The organism is Galactobacillus timonensis, from assembly GCF_900240265.1.
Taxonomy (GTDB): Bacteria; Bacillota_I; Bacilli_A; order Erysipelotrichales; family Erysipelotrichaceae; genus Bulleidia; species Bulleidia timonensis.
In genome coordinates, this window is the sequence record NZ_LT964740.1 from 395,907 (window position 1) to 414,095 (window position 18,189).

The following is an 18,189-nucleotide window of genomic DNA, read 5'->3' on the forward strand; positions in this document are numbered from 1 at the left end:
CACTAACTCCACCAAGGTCCGTATGTCTCTCTTTATAATATTTATACAAAGTGTGTGATTCAGTTCAGTATCGGGTTGTCAATGCAGGTATGCATCGGAACGAAACAGCCCAGCATCTGCGAATTGGCTGCGTTCACGATGGCATCCACGGCAAGCCGCGTAATATCACCCTGCCAGATAGAAAGCCCGTCCCGTATCACAGGAATGTCTGAAAGCTCCACGACCCCGTTTTCATGGATGCGTTCTTTCAGGTAATCGTCCTGAACACGGAGGACGGATTCGTCCATTCTTCGCGGCATACGGATATTCATCAACGAACGGAGAACGCGCCGTTTCCCATTCGTATCGCTTGGCGTCTGCAAATCTTTATATTCATCAGAATCGGCTTTGAATTGCTCCACCAGGTAGGCAAGCCGCTGATCCTGTGTCATTTTCTCATTCATGCTGTCACCTTTTTTCCACCGCATCTACAGGACAAGCCGTCATACAGTTACCACAATGCAGACAGTGTTCCTGTTCAATCACAAACGGTATTTTGTCAGGAATGATGCAATTCTGCGGGCAAACTGCTGCACAGCTTCCACAGCCAATACATGTGTCAGTAATAAAATATCCCTCTGCCTTTTTCATCACGCCTCCAAAGGTAAAAGAGTCACGCTCTATCGGTCTCTTTGAAAGATCGAACCACTCACCGCTGCCCTCATAAATCTGGAACACCGTCAGAGCCTGCATTGACTCCTCTGTGGGATATATCTTGCGCATATATGGATTTTTCTCAAACAGTTCCGGGATCTTATCCTGTCCAAGCTCCCGAACCTTTCCACGGATAGACACAGCCACACTGCTCATGGTATCCTCACCCTTCATTGCAGTCAGGGCAAGAAACTCTCGTTTCTTCAGCCTGTCATAAAAGCCTTTGCCCTTTGCTGTGAGGAAATACAAACTCGTTTCATCACTGTCCATCATATCGATTGCTGCAGTCACAGGAAGACCTTCGTCATCAACGGTTGCTACAATCGTTCGATGTATTTCATTTACTATATAGTCAAGATAGTCTTTTGCTTCCATATCAAATGCCTCCTTATAAAAGGACCCCGAAGCTGTCTGCCCCGGAGTCCCGTTTTGTCAGGCTTCTTTTGCGAGAATATCCTGCAATCCCGTCCTTAAATCCGCTATTGTGTATTTTTTCATTTCATTTTCCATAGCGTTTTGAATGTCTTTCAGCTTGTCATCCAAAAGGGCATGAATGTTTCGTCCTACCGGACACTGTGGACTTGGATTCTCATGGAACCGGAACAAGTTCCCGCCCTCTACAGGCTCTATGGCCTGATATACATCATAGAAGGATATATCCGACAGCGCTCTTGTTGGCGAAATTCCACCGGTTCCTCTTGCTACTGTTATAAGCCCTGCACTTTGCAGCTGCGTGAGTATTTTTCGAATGATAACCGGATTCGTTCCTATGCTTCTTGCAAGAAAATCACTCGTAACCTTATATTCATCCTTAAACGTATCCACACATGTGAAGATATGCAAAGCTACGGTAAATCTGCTCGATATCTGCATAGAAACCACCTCCGGCCACCATATTACATCATGCGCGATGTAATTTCAATGGTTACATTAGAACTTGCCGTTCTGGTTCTGCCAGGTCTCTTTGTCAGCAATGGTTTCCATAACATCCCAATGCTCTGCCACCTTGCCGTTCTCAATTCTCCACAGATCGTAGTACGAGGTAGGAGCTCCGCCAAAGGTACCTTCGGAAACAGCCAGCACATAATTGCCCTGTGCAAGAACCTGATGCACGGTATCGTAAATCATCTGAATGCCCTGCTTTCCAAGTGCCTCCAGAGCAGCGCCGAGACCGGAAAGGCCATCCGCAATTCCTGTGTTGTGCTGAATATAGGTATCGCCGTCAAAGTAGGAAGGTGTCTTTTCAGGAGCCTTGCCCTGCATTACATCATGAAGGAAGTTCTTGATGATATCACGGTTTTCCTCCGTCTTATCGAGGTCTTCCAACGAGTCGTACCCGTCAACCTGTGTATGACCGGACGGATTCGGAGCTGCCTTGGCTGCGAGATTGTCCCAATGCTCTGCAATCTTGCCGTCATCATCGAAACGGAAGATGTCAAAAGCGACCTGCTCGCCAGCTCCTGCAAAGTTGTAGATCGTCTGCAGGAAGACCTTGTCTCCGTCCTCAAAAGCCCGGATATTATTGACTGTGGTCTTTACAGGAGCAGATGCAAGGTAAGCAACGCTGCCCACGAAAGCCTCAGCGCCCGTGCCATAAGCGAGGTTGTGCTGAATGTAACCAGGAGCAAGGAGCTCCTTAGCTTTTGCGGTATCACCGCTTGCGAATGTGCCGATGAGAGCCAGTGCTTTTTCTTTGTTTGCCATGATGGTATCCTCCTTAGATTTTCACTAATTATTTATCAGTTGTAACCTTTGCGGTTTCATCTGACGGCAAGAATATAGCATCTCAAAGATGTAACGTCAATGATTACATCAACATTTTTTTCAAATAAAAATTCCGGACGCCTTTTGTGCATTCGGAATTAATTGTGAACCTCCCCACCGATGAGGGCAGTGTGTAGGAGCCTTAGGGTGTCATATTTATTGTCCCTGCAGCCCGAAATTTTTAGTCTTCCGGTATCGAACAAAAAATATCCCCATTAAGACCACATTCAAAATCGTCACTACGATACTTGCTTCTATTTTGTACTCTCCTCCTGACAGGAGCTTATTTGCAGAAGCTGTCATGATCAAAATACTCGGATAATCATCGGCAAGACTAACCCCTCCGAGAATCAATGCCCCGATGATATTCCATATGGAATGCGCCATTATGGGTGCAAGAATTGTCTTCTCTGACTCATATAGTGCCGTAGTAAAAAGACACATCGTAACAACGTTTATGACAGGAATAACTCCCGCTTCAAATGCTCCGCCATGCATAAACGTAAATATCGCGGTTGTAACAATAACGGCTGCGGGAAGATTGAATCTTTCTTTCAAAAGCTGATATATATATCCTCTTACAAGGAGTTCCTGCATGATAACATTAAGAAACGCCGAAAGAATCCAAAGCCATAAGAGCGAGATTTCATTCTTACCGATAATTTCCAGTTGTTTAGAAAAAATAAGAATGGCCGCAGCTGCTCCAATCCAGATGATACCTATTACAATTCCTGACAGTGCCCCTTTTCCTATGTTTTCTTTTATTGGTATGTTTATGGTTTTCTTCTCGAACAGCCAGAAAGCCACTGTGAACAGTATCATGACAGCCAATGGGATCAGCTCCGCGAAAAATCTCCATACAGCGGGATTGTCGCTTGGAATATCAATGATTCCGGACAGCACAGCCCATCCTATAAAGAAAACCACGATCTTCACAATTGTAATCAATAATTTCTTCAAAAAGCCTGTTCCTCCTGATATAACGTGTAATTATTGTATTTTAGCATCACCACTATTCCGACATCTATCTCACAGCCACACCCCCAACATCTAACCCGGCTGCTCAAGAGAGTGACATCTATCGTGGCAACTCAACCACCTGCACTATTTGACCTGATTTGCCTTTAGATAAGTTAGCGAGAAGCGTTTTTCCTGCCCGATGTTAAATTCCTCCGATTGTCCGAAAACCGCAGTATTTATGCGGTTTCTGACCACTTTCCTATGATTTCTTAGTGAGCAGTACTACTGTCTCAACGTGCATAGATGCCGACACAGATCATGATCAGGAATCCCTGAAAGCCCAGCGCACAGATGGAACGGAAATAGTTCTGACCGATCTGACTCTGTTCCCGGTTCGCAAAGGTCGCAAACGGAATCGGGGCAAGGCTTGTCATCAGGTAGATCTCGATCATGCGTCCGTAAATGATGACAAAGATAATGATCGACATGATCCACATGGCAACATGCAGCAAGAGTGACTGCATAAAGATACCCAGTAACGGTCCAGGTTTCAACGCCATCAGCGTATCTTCCATCTGCGAGAGCGCATCGCTGCTGACCGCTGTAGAGCCGGAGATTATGCCGGCACTGCTTGCAATGACCTGCTGGGCCACATCAAATACCGCCATTACGATATTGAACGTGTTCGTGATCAGCATGACCGCCACGAAGGTCTTGAAGATCCACTTGAAGAAAATCCATGTTTCAAAGTTTGCCAGATTGTTGTGATCGATAATCAGCTGAATCAGCTCGTAACAGGCAATGAAGGTCAGGATCATCCCCGCGATGGGGATGATCACCGACTCTGATACATTCCGGATCATAGAAAAGACGCCCGGAGAGAAATTCGCGGGCGTCGTCCCTACCTGTGAAGCGATACTGCCAACCTGCTGATTGACAGAATCGAAGATACCGGTGAAGTTGTTCATGATCCCGCCCACGAGCATTTTCTTCAGCCAATCTGCGATCTGCTGAAGGATCGTGTCCATCTAGCGGTCTCCTCCCTCCTGTCTCAGTCAAACAGCCCGGTAAGAAGCGGAACAAGAATCGTCCCGATCAGGGCGACACCGCCGCCTGCCATCAGCTGTTTCATGCCCTGAGACTTTGCTTATGTGTGATAAAGAAGTAATAGAAGTGTAAAAAATTTTGCCGTTCCTATCCGGCACTTGGCCATTGTGTCGGATAGGTCGGGCGTTAGGCTTCGGGCAAGTCAATCTTGCCGACAAAGCTGTAATAAATCTCAATGTCCTGCCTGCGGGTGCCGTTCTCGTCATAGCTACACTCATGCACGACGATTTTCTCAATCATTTCCCGCAAGAGGGTGGGGGTAAGTTCCTCAAAGGCAAGGTGCTTTCGGACGATACCCATAAACTTTTCCGCGTTGACGGTGGCGGCCTGCGACTTGTCCAGTTCGGCCTGCAAAGCGGCGGCGCGGTCTTTCAGTTCCCGCTGTTCCTGCTCATAGTCTGCCGACAGTTCCATGAAACGCTCGTCGCTGATTTTGCCGTTCACATTGTCCTCATACAGCCGCTTGATAATGCGGCTCACTTCGGCAATGCGCTCCTGCGCCTGTTCAAGCTGCTTGGTGGCTGCGGCGGTCTTTCTCTTGCCGCCGATCTCGTTCTGCTGGATAAGCAGCTTCACAAAGCGGCTCTCGTGCTTGGCGGCGTATTCGGTCACTTGCCGGAGATTGGAGAGGACACCGGCGGTCAACAGGTCGGTGCGGATAAAGTGCGCCGTACAGTCGCGGGTGCGCTTCTTGTAGCTGCCGCAGATGTAACAGTCCTGCTTGCGGTTCTTGTTCTGATACCGCTGCTGGTACATCACATGACCGCAGTCGGCGCAGAACAGCATACCGGAGAACAGCCCCACTTCATCATAGCGGTTCGGGCGTTTGCGCTGCTTGCGTAACTCCTGCACGCGCTCCCATGTTTCCCGGTCTATGATAGGCTCATGGTGGTTCTCAAAAATGGCCTGCTTCTCTACGGGGTTCTCTACACTGTGCTTGACCTTGTAAGAGGGCTTCTCCGTCTTGAAGTTTACCAGACAGCCGGTGTACTCCCGGTTTTCGAGGATATGAACAACGGTGTTCGTCGCCCATTTGCACTCATAGCCGGGGTGGTAGCGGCGGGTGCTGCCCGTCCTGCGGTATTCCAGCGTTCCCGGCGTAGGGATTTGCTGCTCCGTAAGCATACGGGCAATCTTGGTCGGGCCATTCCCGGCAAGGCAAAGCTGGTATATCTGCTGGACAACCGGCGCGGTTTCCTCGTCAACGAGATAGTTCTCGTCCTCGTCCATGAGATAGCCATAGACCGGCTTGCTGGTAACGGGCTTGCCGCTCATGCCTTTTGCTCGTTTTACTGCTTTGATTTTCTTGCTCGTATCTCTCACCAGCCATTCGTTGAACAGATTTCGCAGAGGGGTAAAATCGTTGTCCATGCCGCCGTTTGCGCTGTCCACATTGTCGTTGACAGCGATAAAACGCACTCCCTTTTGAGGGAACAGCATTTCCGTGTAAAACCCTACCTGCAAGTAGTTTCGCCCTAACCGGCTCATGTCCTTGACGATGACCGTACCCACTTTCCCGGCTTCAATGTCTGCAAGCATGGCTTGAAAACCGGGGCGCTGGAAGTTCGCGCCGGAAAAGCCGTCGTCGGTGTACCAGCGCAGGTTGGTAAAGCCATTCTGTTTTGCAAAGGCTTCGAGTATCCTTTTTTGGTTCGATATGGAATTACTCTCACCTTGCAATTCGTCCTCATGGGACAATCTCGGATAAAGGGCGGTAATGAGGTTTTGGGTGGCTTGTCTTAACATAAAATCCTCCGTTTCCGACAGCCAGCCCCACTATTCCGTAGCTTTATTGTACCACGGAATAGCGGGGGCTGTATAGCGGCAAAAGTGTAAAATCTGCTTCTTTATGGTTTGTCAAATTGCCGGTTTTTGTGTAGCAGCGGCTTCCGCTTCCAGTACCCGCGCCATTTTGTCGGCGGCGGTGGTGGTAGTGTCTTTCTTGAAATAGCCGGACACGACAAGGACGGAATTGCCCATGCGGATTTCCGTCACGCAGTCGGGGCGGCGGGCGGTGCGGGTGTCGTGCTGCTTGTTATCTGTCATAGGCAATACTCCTTTCAGTCGGTAATCAGTTTCTTCATGCTCTCCATTTTCCGCTTGGCGGTTTCCTGCCGGAAGTTGTCGCCGGTAAAGCGTACCGGGACGCACATGGAAAGCAGCCGGTCATAAATCCGGGAATGGGCGGTGTCCTCCGGGTTTCGCAGGTCGTCCAGCGTGAGGTTGGTCGTGACGATCAGCGGCTTGCCGCTGCGGTAACGGCTGTCAATCACATTGAAAACCTGTTCCAGCCCGTAGTCGGTGCCGCGTTCCATGCCAAAGTCGTCAAGGATCAGCAGCGGATAGCGGCAAAGGCGGGAAATGTACTCGTTGCGCCCCTCAAAGCTGGCGGCAAGGTCATTGAGGATCAGGGCAAAGTTCGTCATGTGGACGGGGATTTCTTTCTCCATGAGGGCGTTTGCGATACAGCCCGCAAGGTAGCTTTTCCCGGTTCCTACGCCGCCCCAGAACAGGCAGCCGATATTGTCTGTCCGCATATCCTCCCAATGCTCCACATACCGGCGGGCAAGCCCGGCCTGCGGGTTCCTGCCGTTGTCATTCTCGAAAGTCCAGTCCCGCATGGCGGGGTCGGTAAAGCCCCGGCGTTTCAGTTCTTCCACGGTGTCAAGGTGCCTGCGCCGCTTTTCGGCGGCTTCCCGTTCCTCGCGGGCGGTTTTCTGGCAGTCGCACTCTGCCGGGTGGCGGTCGCGCCCGAAGATAGCGGCCTTATCCGGCGCAAAATAGGCTTCTTTCGGCTTGCGGCACTTGCCGCAGTACAGCAAACCGTCCTCGCCGGTGTAGTCCTCCGGCTCCGGGGTGGTGGCCGTCATATTCTCCAAAACAGCGTTGATTTCGTTCTTCATAAACTCTCGCCCTCCTTGCATGAGTAGTCTGGTATGCCCTTTTTCGGGGCTTTCTTAGTTGCGTCCTCCTGCGCCCATTTGTAGATGGTGGCGGCATGGCTCTTGTATCGCTTGCCGCTGGACGCGATATGGCAGGATAGCCGGTCAATGTAATAGTCCCATTTGCCGGGCAGGTCTGCTTTCAGCCCGTCCAGTTCCGATTGCGAAAGAAAAACATTTTCATACCGGCCATAGGCGGCGCGGGCGGGTTGTCCCGTATCTAACTCTCGCTCTCTCTCTTTTTCTATCTCTTTCTCTATCTCTATCTCTGGCGGACAAATGTCCGCTTGATATGGTGGACATTTGTCCGCCCCGGCCTTTGGCAAGGCTTTCTGCTCCTGCAAAGCCAGCCTTGCCCGCCGTTTTCGCTCCCCCTCGGTAGAGGATTGGCCGATCAGTAGTTCAATGTTGCTCATATACAGTGCGCCGTTCTGTAACGGCTCCACAAGCCCCAGCTTCATAAAAATCTGCAAGGCCCGTTCTACGGTGCCGACTTGCTGACGGGTAATGGTGGCAATCATCTGCGCGGTGTAGGGGATATTTTCATCAAGCTGCAACTTCCCGCCGTTTTTCAGCGATTTCAGGTACAGTTTCAAGAGGATGTTGGAATAGAGGATACCGTCCTGCATACTTTCCAGCAGCACAATGGCGTCCTCGTCAAAGTAATTCTCTTTCAGCTTGAGGTAGTAGTATTTTCGGTTGTCTGACATGGTTCCTCCTTTGGGTGGATTTGGGGTGTTTGTACGCATTTAGAACGCCGTTTCCGGGGGAAAAGGATAAATGTATCGCGTACCCTTTGACACCCACGAAAAAAGCCTTGATTTATGCGGGTTTGAAAGGCTCTAAAGCGTGACATCTCTGCCTTTGTTTCCGCTTTCTCTCGGCGGCGCGGATTTTCTTCATGCGCCCGGCGCAGTCGGGGCAGTATTTCCCCCGGTTGGATTTGGGGACAAAGGCCGCTCCGCAGACGGCACACCGTTTCCGGCTCCCCCGGTATAAGAGGGCTGCGGACAGCTCCCCGTCAAGGGGCAGGACAGCCACACGGAACCAGCGGCACATGAGGGAAAGGGAAATGCTCTGGACGCACACGCAAGGCTCCCCGTCGTCTAACAGCAGGCAGTTCCCCTCGTCGTAGTTACAGCACTCATGTACCAGCCGCCGCGCCCGCCGGTGCTGGCGGTAGTCCATGCGGGGCAGGTTATCGCTCATGGCTCTGCTCCTTTCTGCGGTGCGGCTCGTCCCGGCGCAAAATCTGGTTGATATTCCGCTTGACGGTCTGCAACTCCTTGAACCGCTGCTTCTGTTCGTGATAGGTGTTATACAGGCCGTCTTTCTCGGAGATAAGCTGCTCGATCTCGGCCTGCAACGCTTTCCGGGCGGGCAGCTTGGTAATGCCATGCGCCTTGAAATACCGGGCGGCTGCGTCGGCTATGATAAAATCGCTCTCATGGGCCTGCCGGTATGCGGCGCGGGCTTTCTCGGATTTCTGCGCTTTCAACCCGTCGCGGGCGGGCTTGGTCTGGGCGTAGGCCAACACCTGCCGCTGCAACTCCTTTTTCCCTTGCAGCTTCGTTTCCAGTGCTTTCAGTTCGCCGCTGGTCTGGCGCATTTTCTGATAGGCGGTGTCAACGGCGGCTTCTAACTGCTCCGGGGAAGTAAAGCCGTATTGCTGGTAGACGGACAGCGTTTTGGCGGCCTGCTTCAGATTGTGTATCTTCGCCCAGCGTTCATAGCCCCGGCCTTTGCCCTCGGCCATTTTCTGCTCAATGTCCACAAGCCGCTGCACTCCGTCCTGTTTCGGGGCGGCTATCTCGGCTCTGGCAACCTGCAAGCGGTCTTTTATGGTGCGTGGGGGATCGGGGGATCTGGCTGGCGCTTCGGCTGCTCTGGCGGCATTCTGCTCCAAAACGGCAAGGACGGCGGTGCGGTCAAAATCGTCGCCCAGCTTCCGGGCGGTGATGGGCTTTGTCCTGTCCGGCGTGAGATAGGACAGCCGCCCCCGGCTCTCCTTGACGGTCACACCCTCCCGCAGCAGCAGAGAGGAAAACTCGTCAAAGCTGGCGGCGGTGGCAAGGGCTTTCCGTATGGTCTGCCGCAGCTTTTCCTTGTTCGTTTCAAACTTGGTCTGCCGGGGCGTGATACCATCGGCAATCATGGGGGCGTTCTGCTTGTCCAGCGCGGCTTGTCCCTTTTTCTGCGCCCAATACTCCCGGTCGGTGATGCGGTTCTTGCTGCCGTTCAAGAGGTCGATTTGGTAAAGCCCCTCCCGGTGGCACATCTCCATGACTTCGGATTTGAAGTAGCGCAGGGCAGCGTCGGTACATCGGTGCTTGCAGCCGGCTTTCGTGTCGGCTGGCCTGTCCATGTAGGGCAGGAACGGCACTTCCTCAATCCGCAGGCTGTTTATGACGATATGCACATGAATGTTGCCGCTGTGGTTATGCCCGTCCGGGTGGGTGCAGACAAGGGCTTGGTGGCCGGGGAAATGTTCTTTACAGAATTGCTCCCCCAACGCCTGCGCCCGGTCTACGGTCAGGCCGTTGTCCGGCCCGTCCCGCGGGTCAAAGCTGATGATGTAGTGGTGGCTTTTCACATCTTCCCGCCGCTGGTTTTTCTCATAGCGGAGATTGGCCCGCATACACGCAACGGCAAAATCCTCCCCGCCGCAGTTCAGCGTAGACAGCCGGTAGTCCTCGCGGGGGATAAGCCTGCCGGTTTCATCAAGGACGGGCTTCATGGTAAATTCGTCATGCTCAAAGAGCAGGTATTGTTCGGCGGCTCCGTAGTCGGCGTTTTTAGAGTTGATATGTTTGAGTGTTGCCAACCGCGTCACCTACTTTCTTTAAGACTTCATACTTGAGGGCGGCAAGGTCGGCTATGGCGGCGCGTACCTCGCCGGACAACGCATGATAGGGCGCGCCGTACTCGTTCAGATACCGGGCAATCTGGTTGAGGTTGCCGCCGATCCTGCCGTACTCGGCTGCGAGCTTCCCGACAGCGGAGAGCAGTTCGTCATTGACCGACGACACATGGAGTACGGGGCGTATGGTGGTACGCCGGATCGCCTGCCGGAGAAATTCCGACTGGCTGATACCATAGGGCGCAAGCCGCGCTGTGAAGTCGGCGTATTCATCTTCGGTCAGCCGGGTTTTCACAACGCGGCTGCGGTGGGGTGTGTTGTATTTTTTTCGCATGGTCGTGACCTCCTTTCTTGCCGCATGAGCGCGGCGGGGATAAGCGGCGCAAGCCGCATAGCAGGGTTTGGGGAAGGCACTCCCCAACAAGTTTCCCGCGAGGGGCAAAACCGCAGAATTGCGGATTTTGGCACCGTGGTAGAAACTTGCTCTCCGTGACTGCAAACTTTCTCTCACTTCCGTCCGCCACTTTTTTGGAAAACTGCAACCACAAAAGTTTGTTTCTCTTTTTCTGCTACTACTAATCCTGTAAAGGGCATTCCTGCCCGCTTTCGCTAAAATGACACCGGACGCAGTGGTTTCTACCCGGTGTTGGAGAAATCCTTTCTCTTTGCCCTCTACTACGGGTAAATGCTCCAAATGCCAAACACCAGGGCAGAAAAATTCCCTCCTCGCTTACTACTACAACCGGCAGGGGGCAAAATGGCCGGGAGCGGAGCCGGACAACAAAAAGCAGTAAATCTTTTTGGCGATCTAAATTTTTCTGGGGAGGCCTCGAAATCGAAGTGAAATAACCTGGGGTCTCGGGGCACCCCAAAAAGGTTTATCCGCCATGAAGCCGTCTGGTAAAACAGGCGGTTTTTCTTATGGAAACGAAAAGGAGACGGGCCCGTTAAGGCTGCGTCTCCAGCAGTTCTTCGTATTCGTCCAGAAACATCTCGCAACAGATGGCGATGTGGGCAAGCATCTCGTCTGTACTCAAGGCATACAGGATCCTGTTGTTCGTATGGTCGTGCTGCTTCAGATCACTTTCAATGCCGCGCATTAATCGCTGCGCTGAGCGGCACATTCGGTTCAGGGAACGGATGCGGGGCTGCAGATATAGTTCTGCTTCTTTGCCATACAAACGGGCTCCTTCTGCCGTGATCCACACCTGGTCGTATGTTAATCCGTTTGTTGTCATTGCTTAACCTTCTTTGGCGGAATGACAGGGTTCAACAATGGCCGGGAGCTCTTCCTGAGCACATAGAGGCAGCGGTTGCGGAATCTGTCCCAGTTGGTATATCCGTTGGCTGCTTTTTTGATCGTCTTGATGATTGAGTTCCGGTTCTCCATCAATCCGTTATTCAGTTTTATGTCGGACACTACCACCTGGCCTGTGTCCTTATCGACTGTATGACGCTGCTTTACGACAATGAAGGAGTTGATAATCTCCTCTCTCCAGCTGATCAGGGTGCGGGAGAACTCTTTCATTTCCGGAATACCACTGGCTGCGAAGGACTGAATCAGTTTGTTCAGCTCCTGGGGAGCAGTATCGTAAGTGCAGTTGTCATAGAAGTCCACAACGTCATCCTTGAGGTCCCATGCCTTTTTCAAATCGGGATGAACGGCTTCGATCATGGCTTTAATTTCGTAATAATTGAGGAACCGGTTCAGCTTGCGGTTCATTTTCCTTGGATGGCCGGGATCGAACAGCTTTTTACCATCTTTGTCTCTGGCGTCCAGCCGCTTGAATATCATCCAGTTGAATGTCTTCAGCAGATAATACTCGTTGGTTTGTGTTTTTGTGCCTTCAATATATTTTGGAGTCTGCTTCATTACTCTGATCCGGACGCTGTCAGCCTTTCTGGAGAGCTCCTGGCTGACATGATAATGGTCAACGGAATGATAGGCCTTAGGGAACAGCTGACGTATGATGGCGCGGTATTCACTATACATGTCCGTGGCAATCATTTTGACGCGCTTTCGCTCTTCCACTGGGATTTTGAGAAAGTAGCTGAGCAGATAATCTTTTCTTCTGCTTGGCAGGATATCCACCGGCTCCTGTGACTCAAAGTCGAGAATAACGAACACATATTTTGAGTTCTCTCCCGGATGATAAAATGCGTAGTTCTCATCCCAGCACATCAATGTGGGCAGAGGTCTTCGCGCCTCCTTTACGTGGGCATCGAAGACGGAGGCAGCGGTTGTGGGAGAGATGTGATACCGCTTAGCGACGGAAGCGAAGGTCTCGGTCTGAATCTTCAAATCGTTCAGAATGTTTTCAACCGTGAGGGCGGAGATGTGCTGCTTCCTGAAACAGAATGGATTGTTCTCATAGTACGTTCGATGACAGACAGGACAGATGTACCTGCGGGCATGATAGAAGATGGTGCACTCACGATCAGTAAAGACGCCGTGGCTTATCTTCTTGTCAATGTAGTCCTTAACCCTTGGCAGGGTACAGCCGCAATCGGGACAAGGCGGATGATCCGGCCGCAGTAAAACATGGACAGACGCACTGCCATTGTCATTATGGAAGATGACATTCTCCACACTGCCTGTATCGAGGTTAAAGAATTCAAGAATGGCCTGTTTATCAGATTGTTCGGACATAGATCTTCTCCTTTGAGCCCAGCATAGGGGAAGATCAGGAAAGGCCCAAGTCAAAGTCATTTGGCCCATTCAGGCAGAGATTGATTCCGGCCACCCAGCCACTGGAAGAATCATATTCCGGAGCCCGGCGGACATCACGCCGGAATAGAACACGAAGCTGTTGAAGCAGCGAATCAGGCGGATCAACCAGCTTCAGGAAAATCCGGAGCTGCACAATGAGCTTATCGAGCCATTTGTTCCAACGGTAAACGGAAGAATCGGAAGGAAGCGAATAACGATCAAGATCCAGATCATTGTCCAGAGCCGATTCGATGGTCTGCACCGAGTAGTGCTTGTAAGGGACAAGGAAATCAGGGAGGACACGGTGATGTCGTCCGTTGGAAGAGACGACGACAGGGATCCAGATCCAGTAAGAACCTTCTGGCGTTTTAACGCATCTTCTGGCTGTTCCACAGTGATTCATTGACAGGCCTGTTTCAGGATCCAAAACAGGATCGCTGCATTCCATCAAAAATCGCCCGGATGATTAGGATGTTTAACAATTTTGTATTGTGAATGTGTTACACTAACCATGGTTTTGGTTGTGGGTTCAGAGGTTGCTGGGAAGCTTGACTCTGAACCTTTTCCTTTCTGTTGATGTCTTACCGCATAATAATCGGCAAATACGAAAAAGAGAAGGCCTGAGTGCCTCCCCATGTAAGTTTGGAGCTGTTTTTCTTCTCCCGGATAGTCAACCCCAGGATTTCTTAGAGGCACCCCGAGACCCCATCTATTTTTAGATAGTCATCTTTTTCAAGACTTACTGCTTTCGCTGGCCGCGTCGGTGGCGGCTGGTATTCAGTTTTTATGACTTGTCCGGTGGTTCGTCAAGCCGGAACTTGAATTGACAGTCAATTAACCGCTGCTTTACATAGTCCTCCACCTCGGCGTTGACCTGCCCGTTCACTTTTGAGAAATAGCGGATATATCCGGCGTAGTGGAGCAGGACAGCGTTCACGGCTTCTGGGTCGCCCTCACGGGCTTTGAGGATTGTTTCATAGGGGAGAAGTCTACTCATACCGGCTCACCCCCATTTCTTCGCGTAGCCGCTGCAAGGCAAGCTGGATATGCCGCCCCGCTGTGCTGCGTGACCGGCCAATACACGCGCCGATCACGCGCTGCGGCTGGCGCAGAAAGTAATAGCGCAGGATTTCTTCCCGCGTCTGCTCCGGCAAAACAGAGATCGCGTCGGCAAGGGCGGCGTTGCAGAGCAGGACGGTCTGACCGCAGACGGTAATGGGTATTCCTCGTCCGGCTCCGACGCGGCAAACTGGACAAACTTCTCGTTCATCAGATAGTCAAGGGAAACTTGCCGTTCCCATTGCCGTTTAAGCTTCAAAATCTTGTCCAAGGCGGCACAGCGGATAACAGTCTTGCAAAAGGCGTTGTACCTGCGCTGGATATATTCTTGATAGGCTATCTGGTCGGTCATGGAAATTCCCCTTTCTGAATAATAGTGCGGGGCGGTGGCACTTCTTGCTGTCGCCCCTTGATTGCCTACCAGCAAAGGCGGGCGGGGCTGTCAACGGCTGCGCATATGCGCCGTTCATCTTGACCGTTGACTGGCTCGGCTGGGTTTGCTATTTACCCGACAAACTTGAATTTATTTTAAGCTATCACGTTTTACCTTCTTAAGCCTTACTATCATTACCATAGGAATTTCTTTGTTGGTTTTAAAACATTCTTCATAAAATCCATCAATGACAAATCCAGCTCTAAAACAAAGGTTAAAAATATCTTGTATGGAACGATGATAATAAATCTGCTCTTTCGGTTGCCCTTCAATCGCTATATCATAGTAACTGTGCGGTGTCATATATTTTTCAGTCAACGTGACAAAACAAGGGTGTTGCGTTGCAAAGACAAAAATTCCGCTTTCCTGCAACAGTTCATAAACAGCCATAAGAAGTGGTTCAATATCCGTAATATCCATAATTGCCATATTAGAAACTGCTTTCGTAAAGGCTCGATTTCTTTTTAATTCTAATATACTTTTTCTATCGGTCGCATCCGCCACACAAAATTCAATTTGTTTTGCATATTGTGATTGCCGTCTTTTAGCCAATTCTATCATTTTTTTGCTGTAATCAAAAGCGACAACCGAAGCGCCTCTTTGTGCAAGATACGAAGAATAATTTCCATTGCCACACGCAATATCCAAAATATAATCCGCAGGATTAGGAGATAGAAGTTCCGTTACTTTGGGACGCACTACCTCTCTGTGAAATTCATTAGATTCGTCACCCATTGCATTATCCCAAAATTGTGCGTTCTCCTCCCAGATTTTTTTACTTTCCTCTGTTCCCATGTTCTCTCCCACTCCCAAAATTTGCTTTTTTGCTTCCATTAAATCTTCCTTACGATATTCCATTGTTACCCTCCATAACTTCTGATTGTTGCCGTCTTGACGATTATGTATCTTTACATTACCTTCTGAAACATATGGCGCACCTTGTCCAGGCGGTTGTTTGGACGGCGGGGCTGGATGACCGGCTGGCCGACAGCGGCCTGATACCCTTTCAGCTCTGTAAGGCATACGCTCTGCCCGTTGGTGTAAGAGGCCAGATCAGTACGGTATGCCTGTATACAGCGGGCGGGAATCTCGCCAGTAAAGACAACTTCATCCTTTTTTACCTGGGCCGTTTCGATGGTGGCACAGTATTTCGGTGCATCATGATAAGCCCTGGAAAGGTATTCCTGGGGCGCATAGAGGGTGAAGGAGAGATAAGGTTCCAGCAGCTGCGTCCCCGATTCCTTCAATGCCTGTTCCAATACAATCGGGGCCAATGAGCGGAAGTCCGCCGGCGTGCTGACTGGACTGTAATAAAGCCCGTATTCAAAGCAAATCTTACAGTCCGTTACGTTCCAGCCGAACAAGCCCTGCTCCAGCCCGTAACGGATACCATCCCTGACAGCGTTTTGAAAACTCTGGTTCAAGTATCCCAGCGAAACCCGGCTCTCGTATTGTACGCCGGAGCCAAGCGGGAGTGGTGTAACAGACAGTCCGATAGATGCCCAAAACGGGTTGGGCGGCACCTCGATATGGATGGTGTGGCTGGCTGCTTTGAGCGGCCGCTCCATATAAATGACGGTGGGTTCCTTTACCACTGTTTCAAGCTTGTATTTTTCCGACAGCAAAGCGGAAACGACCTCCAACTGCACCCGGCCCAAAAAAGAAAGAATGATCTCATGGGTGATGGAATCCACCTCGCAGCGCAAAAGCGGGTCAGTATCCGCAAGTTGCGTAAGAGCGTCCAGCAGCCGTTCTCTTTGCGCTGCCGTTTTCGGCGCAATCGACGTCCGCAGCATGGGGAGGGGGTCCTCACGCCACCTTTTACGAGGGAGCCGGGTTGGGTCCCCTAATACATCGTTTAACCTCACGCTGTCGCTGGGAAGGATAACAATTTCACCCGGATAAGCGGTGTCTGTCCGAACAATTTCCCCTTTGGATGGAATACGCATCTCTGTGATTTTCAGCTTTTCTCTCCCGGCCAGGGCCACCGTATCCCGCAGGCGCAGCGTTCCGCTGTATAGCCGTAGATAGACACGCCGCTGGCCGCAATCTGTATACTCCACCTTGAAAACGCTGCCGCATAGGGCGGCGCTCCCCTGTTCCCCAATCGGTTGGAACAGCCCTGTCACCGCATCCATCAACGGTTGAATGCCAAGGCCCTTTTTGGCGCTGCCATAATAGACCGGGAACAGGGAGGCGTCTTGAACCCGCCGCTGTTCCTCCCGCGCAAGTTTTTCCTGGCTGATTGGTTCTCCTGCGATATACTTTTCCAATAATGCATCGTTATTTTCGATGACCGCATCCCATGCTTCTATGTCGGTATTTTCCTCCAGGACTATTTCCGGGGACAGCGACACCGTCTGCTTGATGATAATATCGGCGGAGAGCTTATCCCGAACAGACTGAACCACGCTCTGCAAATCAACGCCAGCCTGGTCGATCTTGTTGATAAAGATAACGGTGGGAATGTTCATTTTCCGCAGGGCATGGAACAGAATACGGGTCTGGGCCTGCACGCCATCTTTCGCGGAGATCACCAAGATGGCCCCATCTAAAACAGCCAAAGAGCGGTACACCTCCGCCAAAAAATCCATGTGGCCGGGCGTATCCACAATGTTGACTTTACATCTGTGCCACTGGAAGGAAGTGACTGCCGCTTGAATGGTAATCCCACGCTGCCGCTCCAAAAACATGGTGTCCGTCCTCGTTGTCCCTTTTTCGACGCTCCCCGGTTCTGAAATGGCTCCGCTGGCATATAGCAGGCTCTCCGTCAAGGTCGTCTTTCCAGCGTCTACATGGGCAAGAATTCCAATATTGATTATTTTCATGTGATTGTCCTCCCTTTACTGCCCCGAAGGGCATAAAAATCCCCAGCAGTAAAATACTTTTACCACTGGGGATGATAATTTGCGGACATACATATATACAGCATACACCTGTTTGTGAGTGCTGTTTTTGGGGATATGTCAAAATTGATAAGGCAAAAGTATTCTTAAATTGGGTACAAAAAACTAAGCCCCTACAAAAGGGACTATCATAATCCTTTGTTCCCACTATTTGATTATAGTTTTATTTAAGAATACCTTGCCGCATATTTTTTACTCCTTTTCTGGACTTGAATTATTATATCACATCAGTTTTAGGAAAACAAGTATCTAAAAGAAATTTTTCTTCCCCTTATATGTAACAATCATACCGGCTTCCTAACGTTCAGAATGGTTTCTACTGTCTGCTGCGGTGTTTGGTTGGAATTGTCCAGCCAAAAGCCGATCCGTGGTGTTGTCTGCATTTTACTAAATACAAATTCAATGTATACAGAAAGATATAAGGAGTGGGAGGGATTCCGCCGTAGTTGGCATTGTAGGAAAATCCAAAAGTTTAGATTTTCCCACAATGCTTATCTTTTGGTCTTTGGTTCGGAATAGTGTAGTGCTGGCGGTCTATCTCTTGTTTTCGGTTGCTTGCTTCCTTACCGTACATGAGCATTTGCGCCGGGGTTGTCATTGCCGTATCCTTCCATGAGATTAATGACACCCCAGATACCAAGACCTGCACCAAGAGCAATCACGAGTGTCTGAAGTACGCCTACTGCTGAGTTGAAAAATTCCATAAGTTCCTCCTTTGATCTGTGCCTTTTTGGCAATGCATATGGATGTGATTC

General features: G+C 50.6%; 22 protein-coding genes and 1 pseudogene. All 23 read right to left on the minus strand.

Annotation, left to right across the window (positions count from 1 at the left end):
- Window positions 1–59: 59 nt before the first annotated feature.
- The 23 genes and pseudogenes from C1714_RS12340 to C1714_RS12465 all read right to left on the minus strand — a co-directional run bounded on the left by C1714_RS12340 (window position 60) and on the right by C1714_RS12465 (window position 18,138).
- The gene (locus C1714_RS12340; RefSeq protein ID WP_210115346.1) at window positions 60–443 is read right to left on the minus strand and encodes a macro domain-containing protein; all 384 of its coding nucleotides are present in this window, start codon (window positions 441–443) and stop codon (window positions 60–62) included.
- 4 nt (window positions 444–447) lie between these two features.
- On the minus strand, window positions 448–1,068 hold the full coding sequence (locus C1714_RS12345; RefSeq protein ID WP_102343526.1) for a 4Fe-4S binding protein: 621 nt from the start codon (window positions 1,066–1,068) through the stop codon (window positions 448–450).
- Between the two features lie 57 nt (window positions 1,069–1,125).
- Window positions 1,126–1,566, minus strand: a complete 441-nt coding sequence (locus C1714_RS12350) for an Rrf2 family transcriptional regulator (protein ID WP_102343527.1) — start codon at window positions 1,564–1,566, stop codon at window positions 1,126–1,128.
- Window positions 1,567–1,623: 57 nt separating this feature from the next.
- Window positions 1,624–2,397: a nuclear transport factor 2 family protein gene (locus tag C1714_RS12355; RefSeq protein WP_102343528.1), complete on the minus strand. Its 774-nt coding sequence runs from the start codon at window positions 2,395–2,397 to the stop codon at window positions 1,624–1,626.
- Between the two features lie 216 nt (window positions 2,398–2,613).
- Window positions 2,614–3,417, minus strand: a complete 804-nt coding sequence (locus C1714_RS12360; RefSeq protein ID WP_102343529.1) for a CPBP family intramembrane glutamic endopeptidase — start codon at window positions 3,415–3,417, stop codon at window positions 2,614–2,616.
- Window positions 3,418–3,707: 290 nt separating this feature from the next.
- Window positions 3,708–4,445: a VirB6/TrbL-like conjugal transfer protein, CD1112 family gene (locus C1714_RS12365; protein ID WP_245305135.1), complete on the minus strand. Its 738-nt coding sequence runs from the start codon at window positions 4,443–4,445 to the stop codon at window positions 3,708–3,710.
- Window positions 4,446–4,468: 23 nt separating this feature from the next.
- Window positions 4,469–4,552, minus strand: a pseudogene (locus C1714_RS14330) (Maff2 family mobile element protein); the annotation flags it as partial.
- A gap of 98 nt (window positions 4,553–4,650) precedes the next feature.
- Window positions 4,651–6,270: a recombinase family protein gene (locus tag C1714_RS12375; RefSeq protein ID WP_002571010.1), complete on the minus strand. Its 1,620-nt coding sequence runs from the start codon at window positions 6,268–6,270 to the stop codon at window positions 4,651–4,653.
- A gap of 111 nt (window positions 6,271–6,381) precedes the next feature.
- Window positions 6,382–6,570 (minus strand): transposon-encoded TnpW family protein, encoded by a 189-nt coding sequence (locus tag C1714_RS12380; RefSeq protein ID WP_002571011.1) that lies wholly within the window; start codon window positions 6,568–6,570, stop codon window positions 6,382–6,384.
- A gap of 14 nt (window positions 6,571–6,584) precedes the next feature.
- Window positions 6,585–7,427 (minus strand): ATP-binding protein, encoded by an 843-nt coding sequence (locus C1714_RS12385; RefSeq protein WP_074754404.1) that lies wholly within the window; start codon window positions 7,425–7,427, stop codon window positions 6,585–6,587.
- Entirely contained in the window at window positions 7,424–8,176 is a 753-nt protein-coding gene (locus C1714_RS12390) for a phage replisome organizer N-terminal domain-containing protein (protein ID WP_074754406.1), read from the minus strand. The genes C1714_RS12385 and C1714_RS12390 overlap by 4 nt, the downstream gene beginning before the upstream one ends.
- A gap of 112 nt (window positions 8,177–8,288) precedes the next feature.
- Window positions 8,289–8,675: a cysteine-rich VLP domain-containing protein gene (locus C1714_RS12400; protein ID WP_004452819.1), complete on the minus strand. Its 387-nt coding sequence runs from the start codon at window positions 8,673–8,675 to the stop codon at window positions 8,289–8,291.
- Window positions 8,665–10,290 (minus strand): relaxase/mobilization nuclease domain-containing protein, encoded by a 1,626-nt coding sequence (locus C1714_RS12405; RefSeq protein ID WP_102343530.1) that lies wholly within the window; start codon window positions 10,288–10,290, stop codon window positions 8,665–8,667. The genes C1714_RS12400 and C1714_RS12405 overlap by 11 nt, the downstream gene beginning before the upstream one ends.
- Window positions 10,262–10,660 carry a plasmid mobilization protein gene (locus tag C1714_RS12410; RefSeq protein ID WP_002584975.1) on the minus strand — a complete coding sequence of 133 codons (399 nt, stop codon included), beginning with the start codon at window positions 10,658–10,660 and terminating at the stop codon, window positions 10,262–10,264. The genes C1714_RS12405 and C1714_RS12410 overlap by 29 nt, the downstream gene beginning before the upstream one ends.
- 613 nt (window positions 10,661–11,273) lie before the next feature.
- Window positions 11,274–11,564 (minus strand): hypothetical protein, encoded by a 291-nt coding sequence (locus C1714_RS12420; protein WP_102341881.1) that lies wholly within the window; start codon window positions 11,562–11,564, stop codon window positions 11,274–11,276.
- Entirely contained in the window at window positions 11,561–12,976 is a 1,416-nt protein-coding gene (locus C1714_RS12425) for an ISL3 family transposase (RefSeq protein ID WP_167849913.1), read from the minus strand. Before C1714_RS12425 ends, C1714_RS12420 begins: the two co-directional genes overlap by 4 nt.
- Before the next feature lie 34 nt (window positions 12,977–13,010).
- Window positions 13,011–13,484 carry a DUF6431 domain-containing protein gene (locus tag C1714_RS12430; protein WP_102342704.1) on the minus strand — a complete coding sequence of 158 codons (474 nt, stop codon included), beginning with the start codon at window positions 13,482–13,484 and terminating at the stop codon, window positions 13,011–13,013.
- Window positions 13,485–13,820: 336 nt separating this feature from the next.
- On the minus strand, window positions 13,821–14,033 hold the full coding sequence (locus C1714_RS12435; RefSeq protein WP_002586615.1) for a helix-turn-helix domain-containing protein: 213 nt from the start codon (window positions 14,031–14,033) through the stop codon (window positions 13,821–13,823).
- The gene (locus C1714_RS14725; RefSeq protein ID WP_425349063.1) at window positions 14,026–14,190 is read right to left on the minus strand and encodes a sigma-70 RNA polymerase sigma factor region 4 domain-containing protein; all 165 of its coding nucleotides are present in this window, start codon (window positions 14,188–14,190) and stop codon (window positions 14,026–14,028) included. Before C1714_RS14725 ends, C1714_RS12435 begins: the two co-directional genes overlap by 8 nt.
- On the minus strand, window positions 14,127–14,447 hold the full coding sequence (locus C1714_RS12440; RefSeq protein ID WP_425349067.1) for a hypothetical protein: 321 nt from the start codon (window positions 14,445–14,447) through the stop codon (window positions 14,127–14,129). The genes C1714_RS14725 and C1714_RS12440 overlap by 64 nt, the downstream gene beginning before the upstream one ends.
- A 171-nt stretch (window positions 14,448–14,618) precedes the next feature.
- Window positions 14,619–15,386 carry a class I SAM-dependent methyltransferase gene (locus tag C1714_RS12450; RefSeq protein ID WP_005876002.1) on the minus strand — a complete coding sequence of 256 codons (768 nt, stop codon included), beginning with the start codon at window positions 15,384–15,386 and terminating at the stop codon, window positions 14,619–14,621.
- Window positions 15,387–15,436: 50 nt separating this feature from the next.
- The gene (gene tet(W) / locus C1714_RS12455; RefSeq protein WP_102343532.1) at window positions 15,437–17,356 is read right to left on the minus strand and encodes a tetracycline resistance ribosomal protection protein Tet(W); all 1,920 of its coding nucleotides are present in this window, start codon (window positions 17,354–17,356) and stop codon (window positions 15,437–15,439) included.
- A gap of 641 nt (window positions 17,357–17,997) precedes the next feature.
- Window positions 17,998–18,138, minus strand: coding sequence for a Maff2 family mobile element protein (locus C1714_RS12465; RefSeq protein WP_102343534.1), 141 nt, complete (start codon window positions 18,136–18,138; stop codon window positions 17,998–18,000).
- Window positions 18,139–18,189 lie beyond the last annotated feature (51 nt).

Bases quoted from the DNA above. Each gene is read 5' to 3' on its own strand.
- C1714_RS12375 (WP_002571010.1), bottom strand. From the start codon at position 6,270: ATGTTAAGACAAGCCACCCAAAACCTCATTACCGCCCTTTATCCGAGA.
- C1714_RS12355 (WP_102343528.1), bottom strand. From the start codon at position 2,397: ATGGCAAACAAAGAAAAAGCACTGGCTCTCATCGGCACATTCGCAAGC.
- C1714_RS12345 (WP_102343526.1), bottom strand. From the start codon at position 1,068: ATGGAAGCAAAAGACTATCTTGACTATATAGTAAATGAAATACATCGA.
- C1714_RS12380 (WP_002571011.1), bottom strand. From the start codon at position 6,570: ATGACAGATAACAAGCAGCACGACACCCGCACCGCCCGCCGCCCCGAC.
- C1714_RS12450 (WP_005876002.1), bottom strand. From the start codon at position 15,386: ATGGAATATCGTAAGGAAGATTTAATGGAAGCAAAAAAGCAAATTTTG.
- C1714_RS12350 (WP_102343527.1), bottom strand. From the start codon at position 1,566: ATGCAGATATCGAGCAGATTTACCGTAGCTTTGCATATCTTCACATGT.
- C1714_RS12440 (WP_425349067.1), bottom strand. From the start codon at position 14,447: ATGACCGACCAGATAGCCTATCAAGAATATATCCAGCGCAGGTACAAC.
- C1714_RS12420 (WP_102341881.1), bottom strand. From the start codon at position 11,564: ATGACAACAAACGGATTAACATACGACCAGGTGTGGATCACGGCAGAA.
- C1714_RS12465 (WP_102343534.1), bottom strand. From the start codon at position 18,138: ATGGAATTTTTCAACTCAGCAGTAGGCGTACTTCAGACACTCGTGATT.
- C1714_RS12430 (WP_102342704.1), bottom strand. From the start codon at position 13,484: ATGGAATGCAGCGATCCTGTTTTGGATCCTGAAACAGGCCTGTCAATG.
- C1714_RS12385 (WP_074754404.1), bottom strand. From the start codon at position 7,427: ATGAAGAACGAAATCAACGCTGTTTTGGAGAATATGACGGCCACCACC.
- C1714_RS12365 (WP_245305135.1), bottom strand. From the start codon at position 4,445: ATGGACACGATCCTTCAGCAGATCGCAGATTGGCTGAAGAAAATGCTC.
- C1714_RS12425 (WP_167849913.1), bottom strand. From the start codon at position 12,976: ATGTCCGAACAATCTGATAAACAGGCCATTCTTGAATTCTTTAACCTC.
- C1714_RS12400 (WP_004452819.1), bottom strand. From the start codon at position 8,675: ATGAGCGATAACCTGCCCCGCATGGACTACCGCCAGCACCGGCGGGCG.
- C1714_RS12410 (WP_002584975.1), bottom strand. From the start codon at position 10,660: ATGCGAAAAAAATACAACACACCCCACCGCAGCCGCGTTGTGAAAACC.
- C1714_RS12340 (WP_210115346.1), bottom strand. From the start codon at position 443: ATGAATGAGAAAATGACACAGGATCAGCGGCTTGCCTACCTGGTGGAG.
- C1714_RS12390 (WP_074754406.1), bottom strand. From the start codon at position 8,176: ATGTCAGACAACCGAAAATACTACTACCTCAAGCTGAAAGAGAATTAC.
- C1714_RS12435 (WP_002586615.1), bottom strand. From the start codon at position 14,033: ATGAGTAGACTTCTCCCCTATGAAACAATCCTCAAAGCCCGTGAGGGC.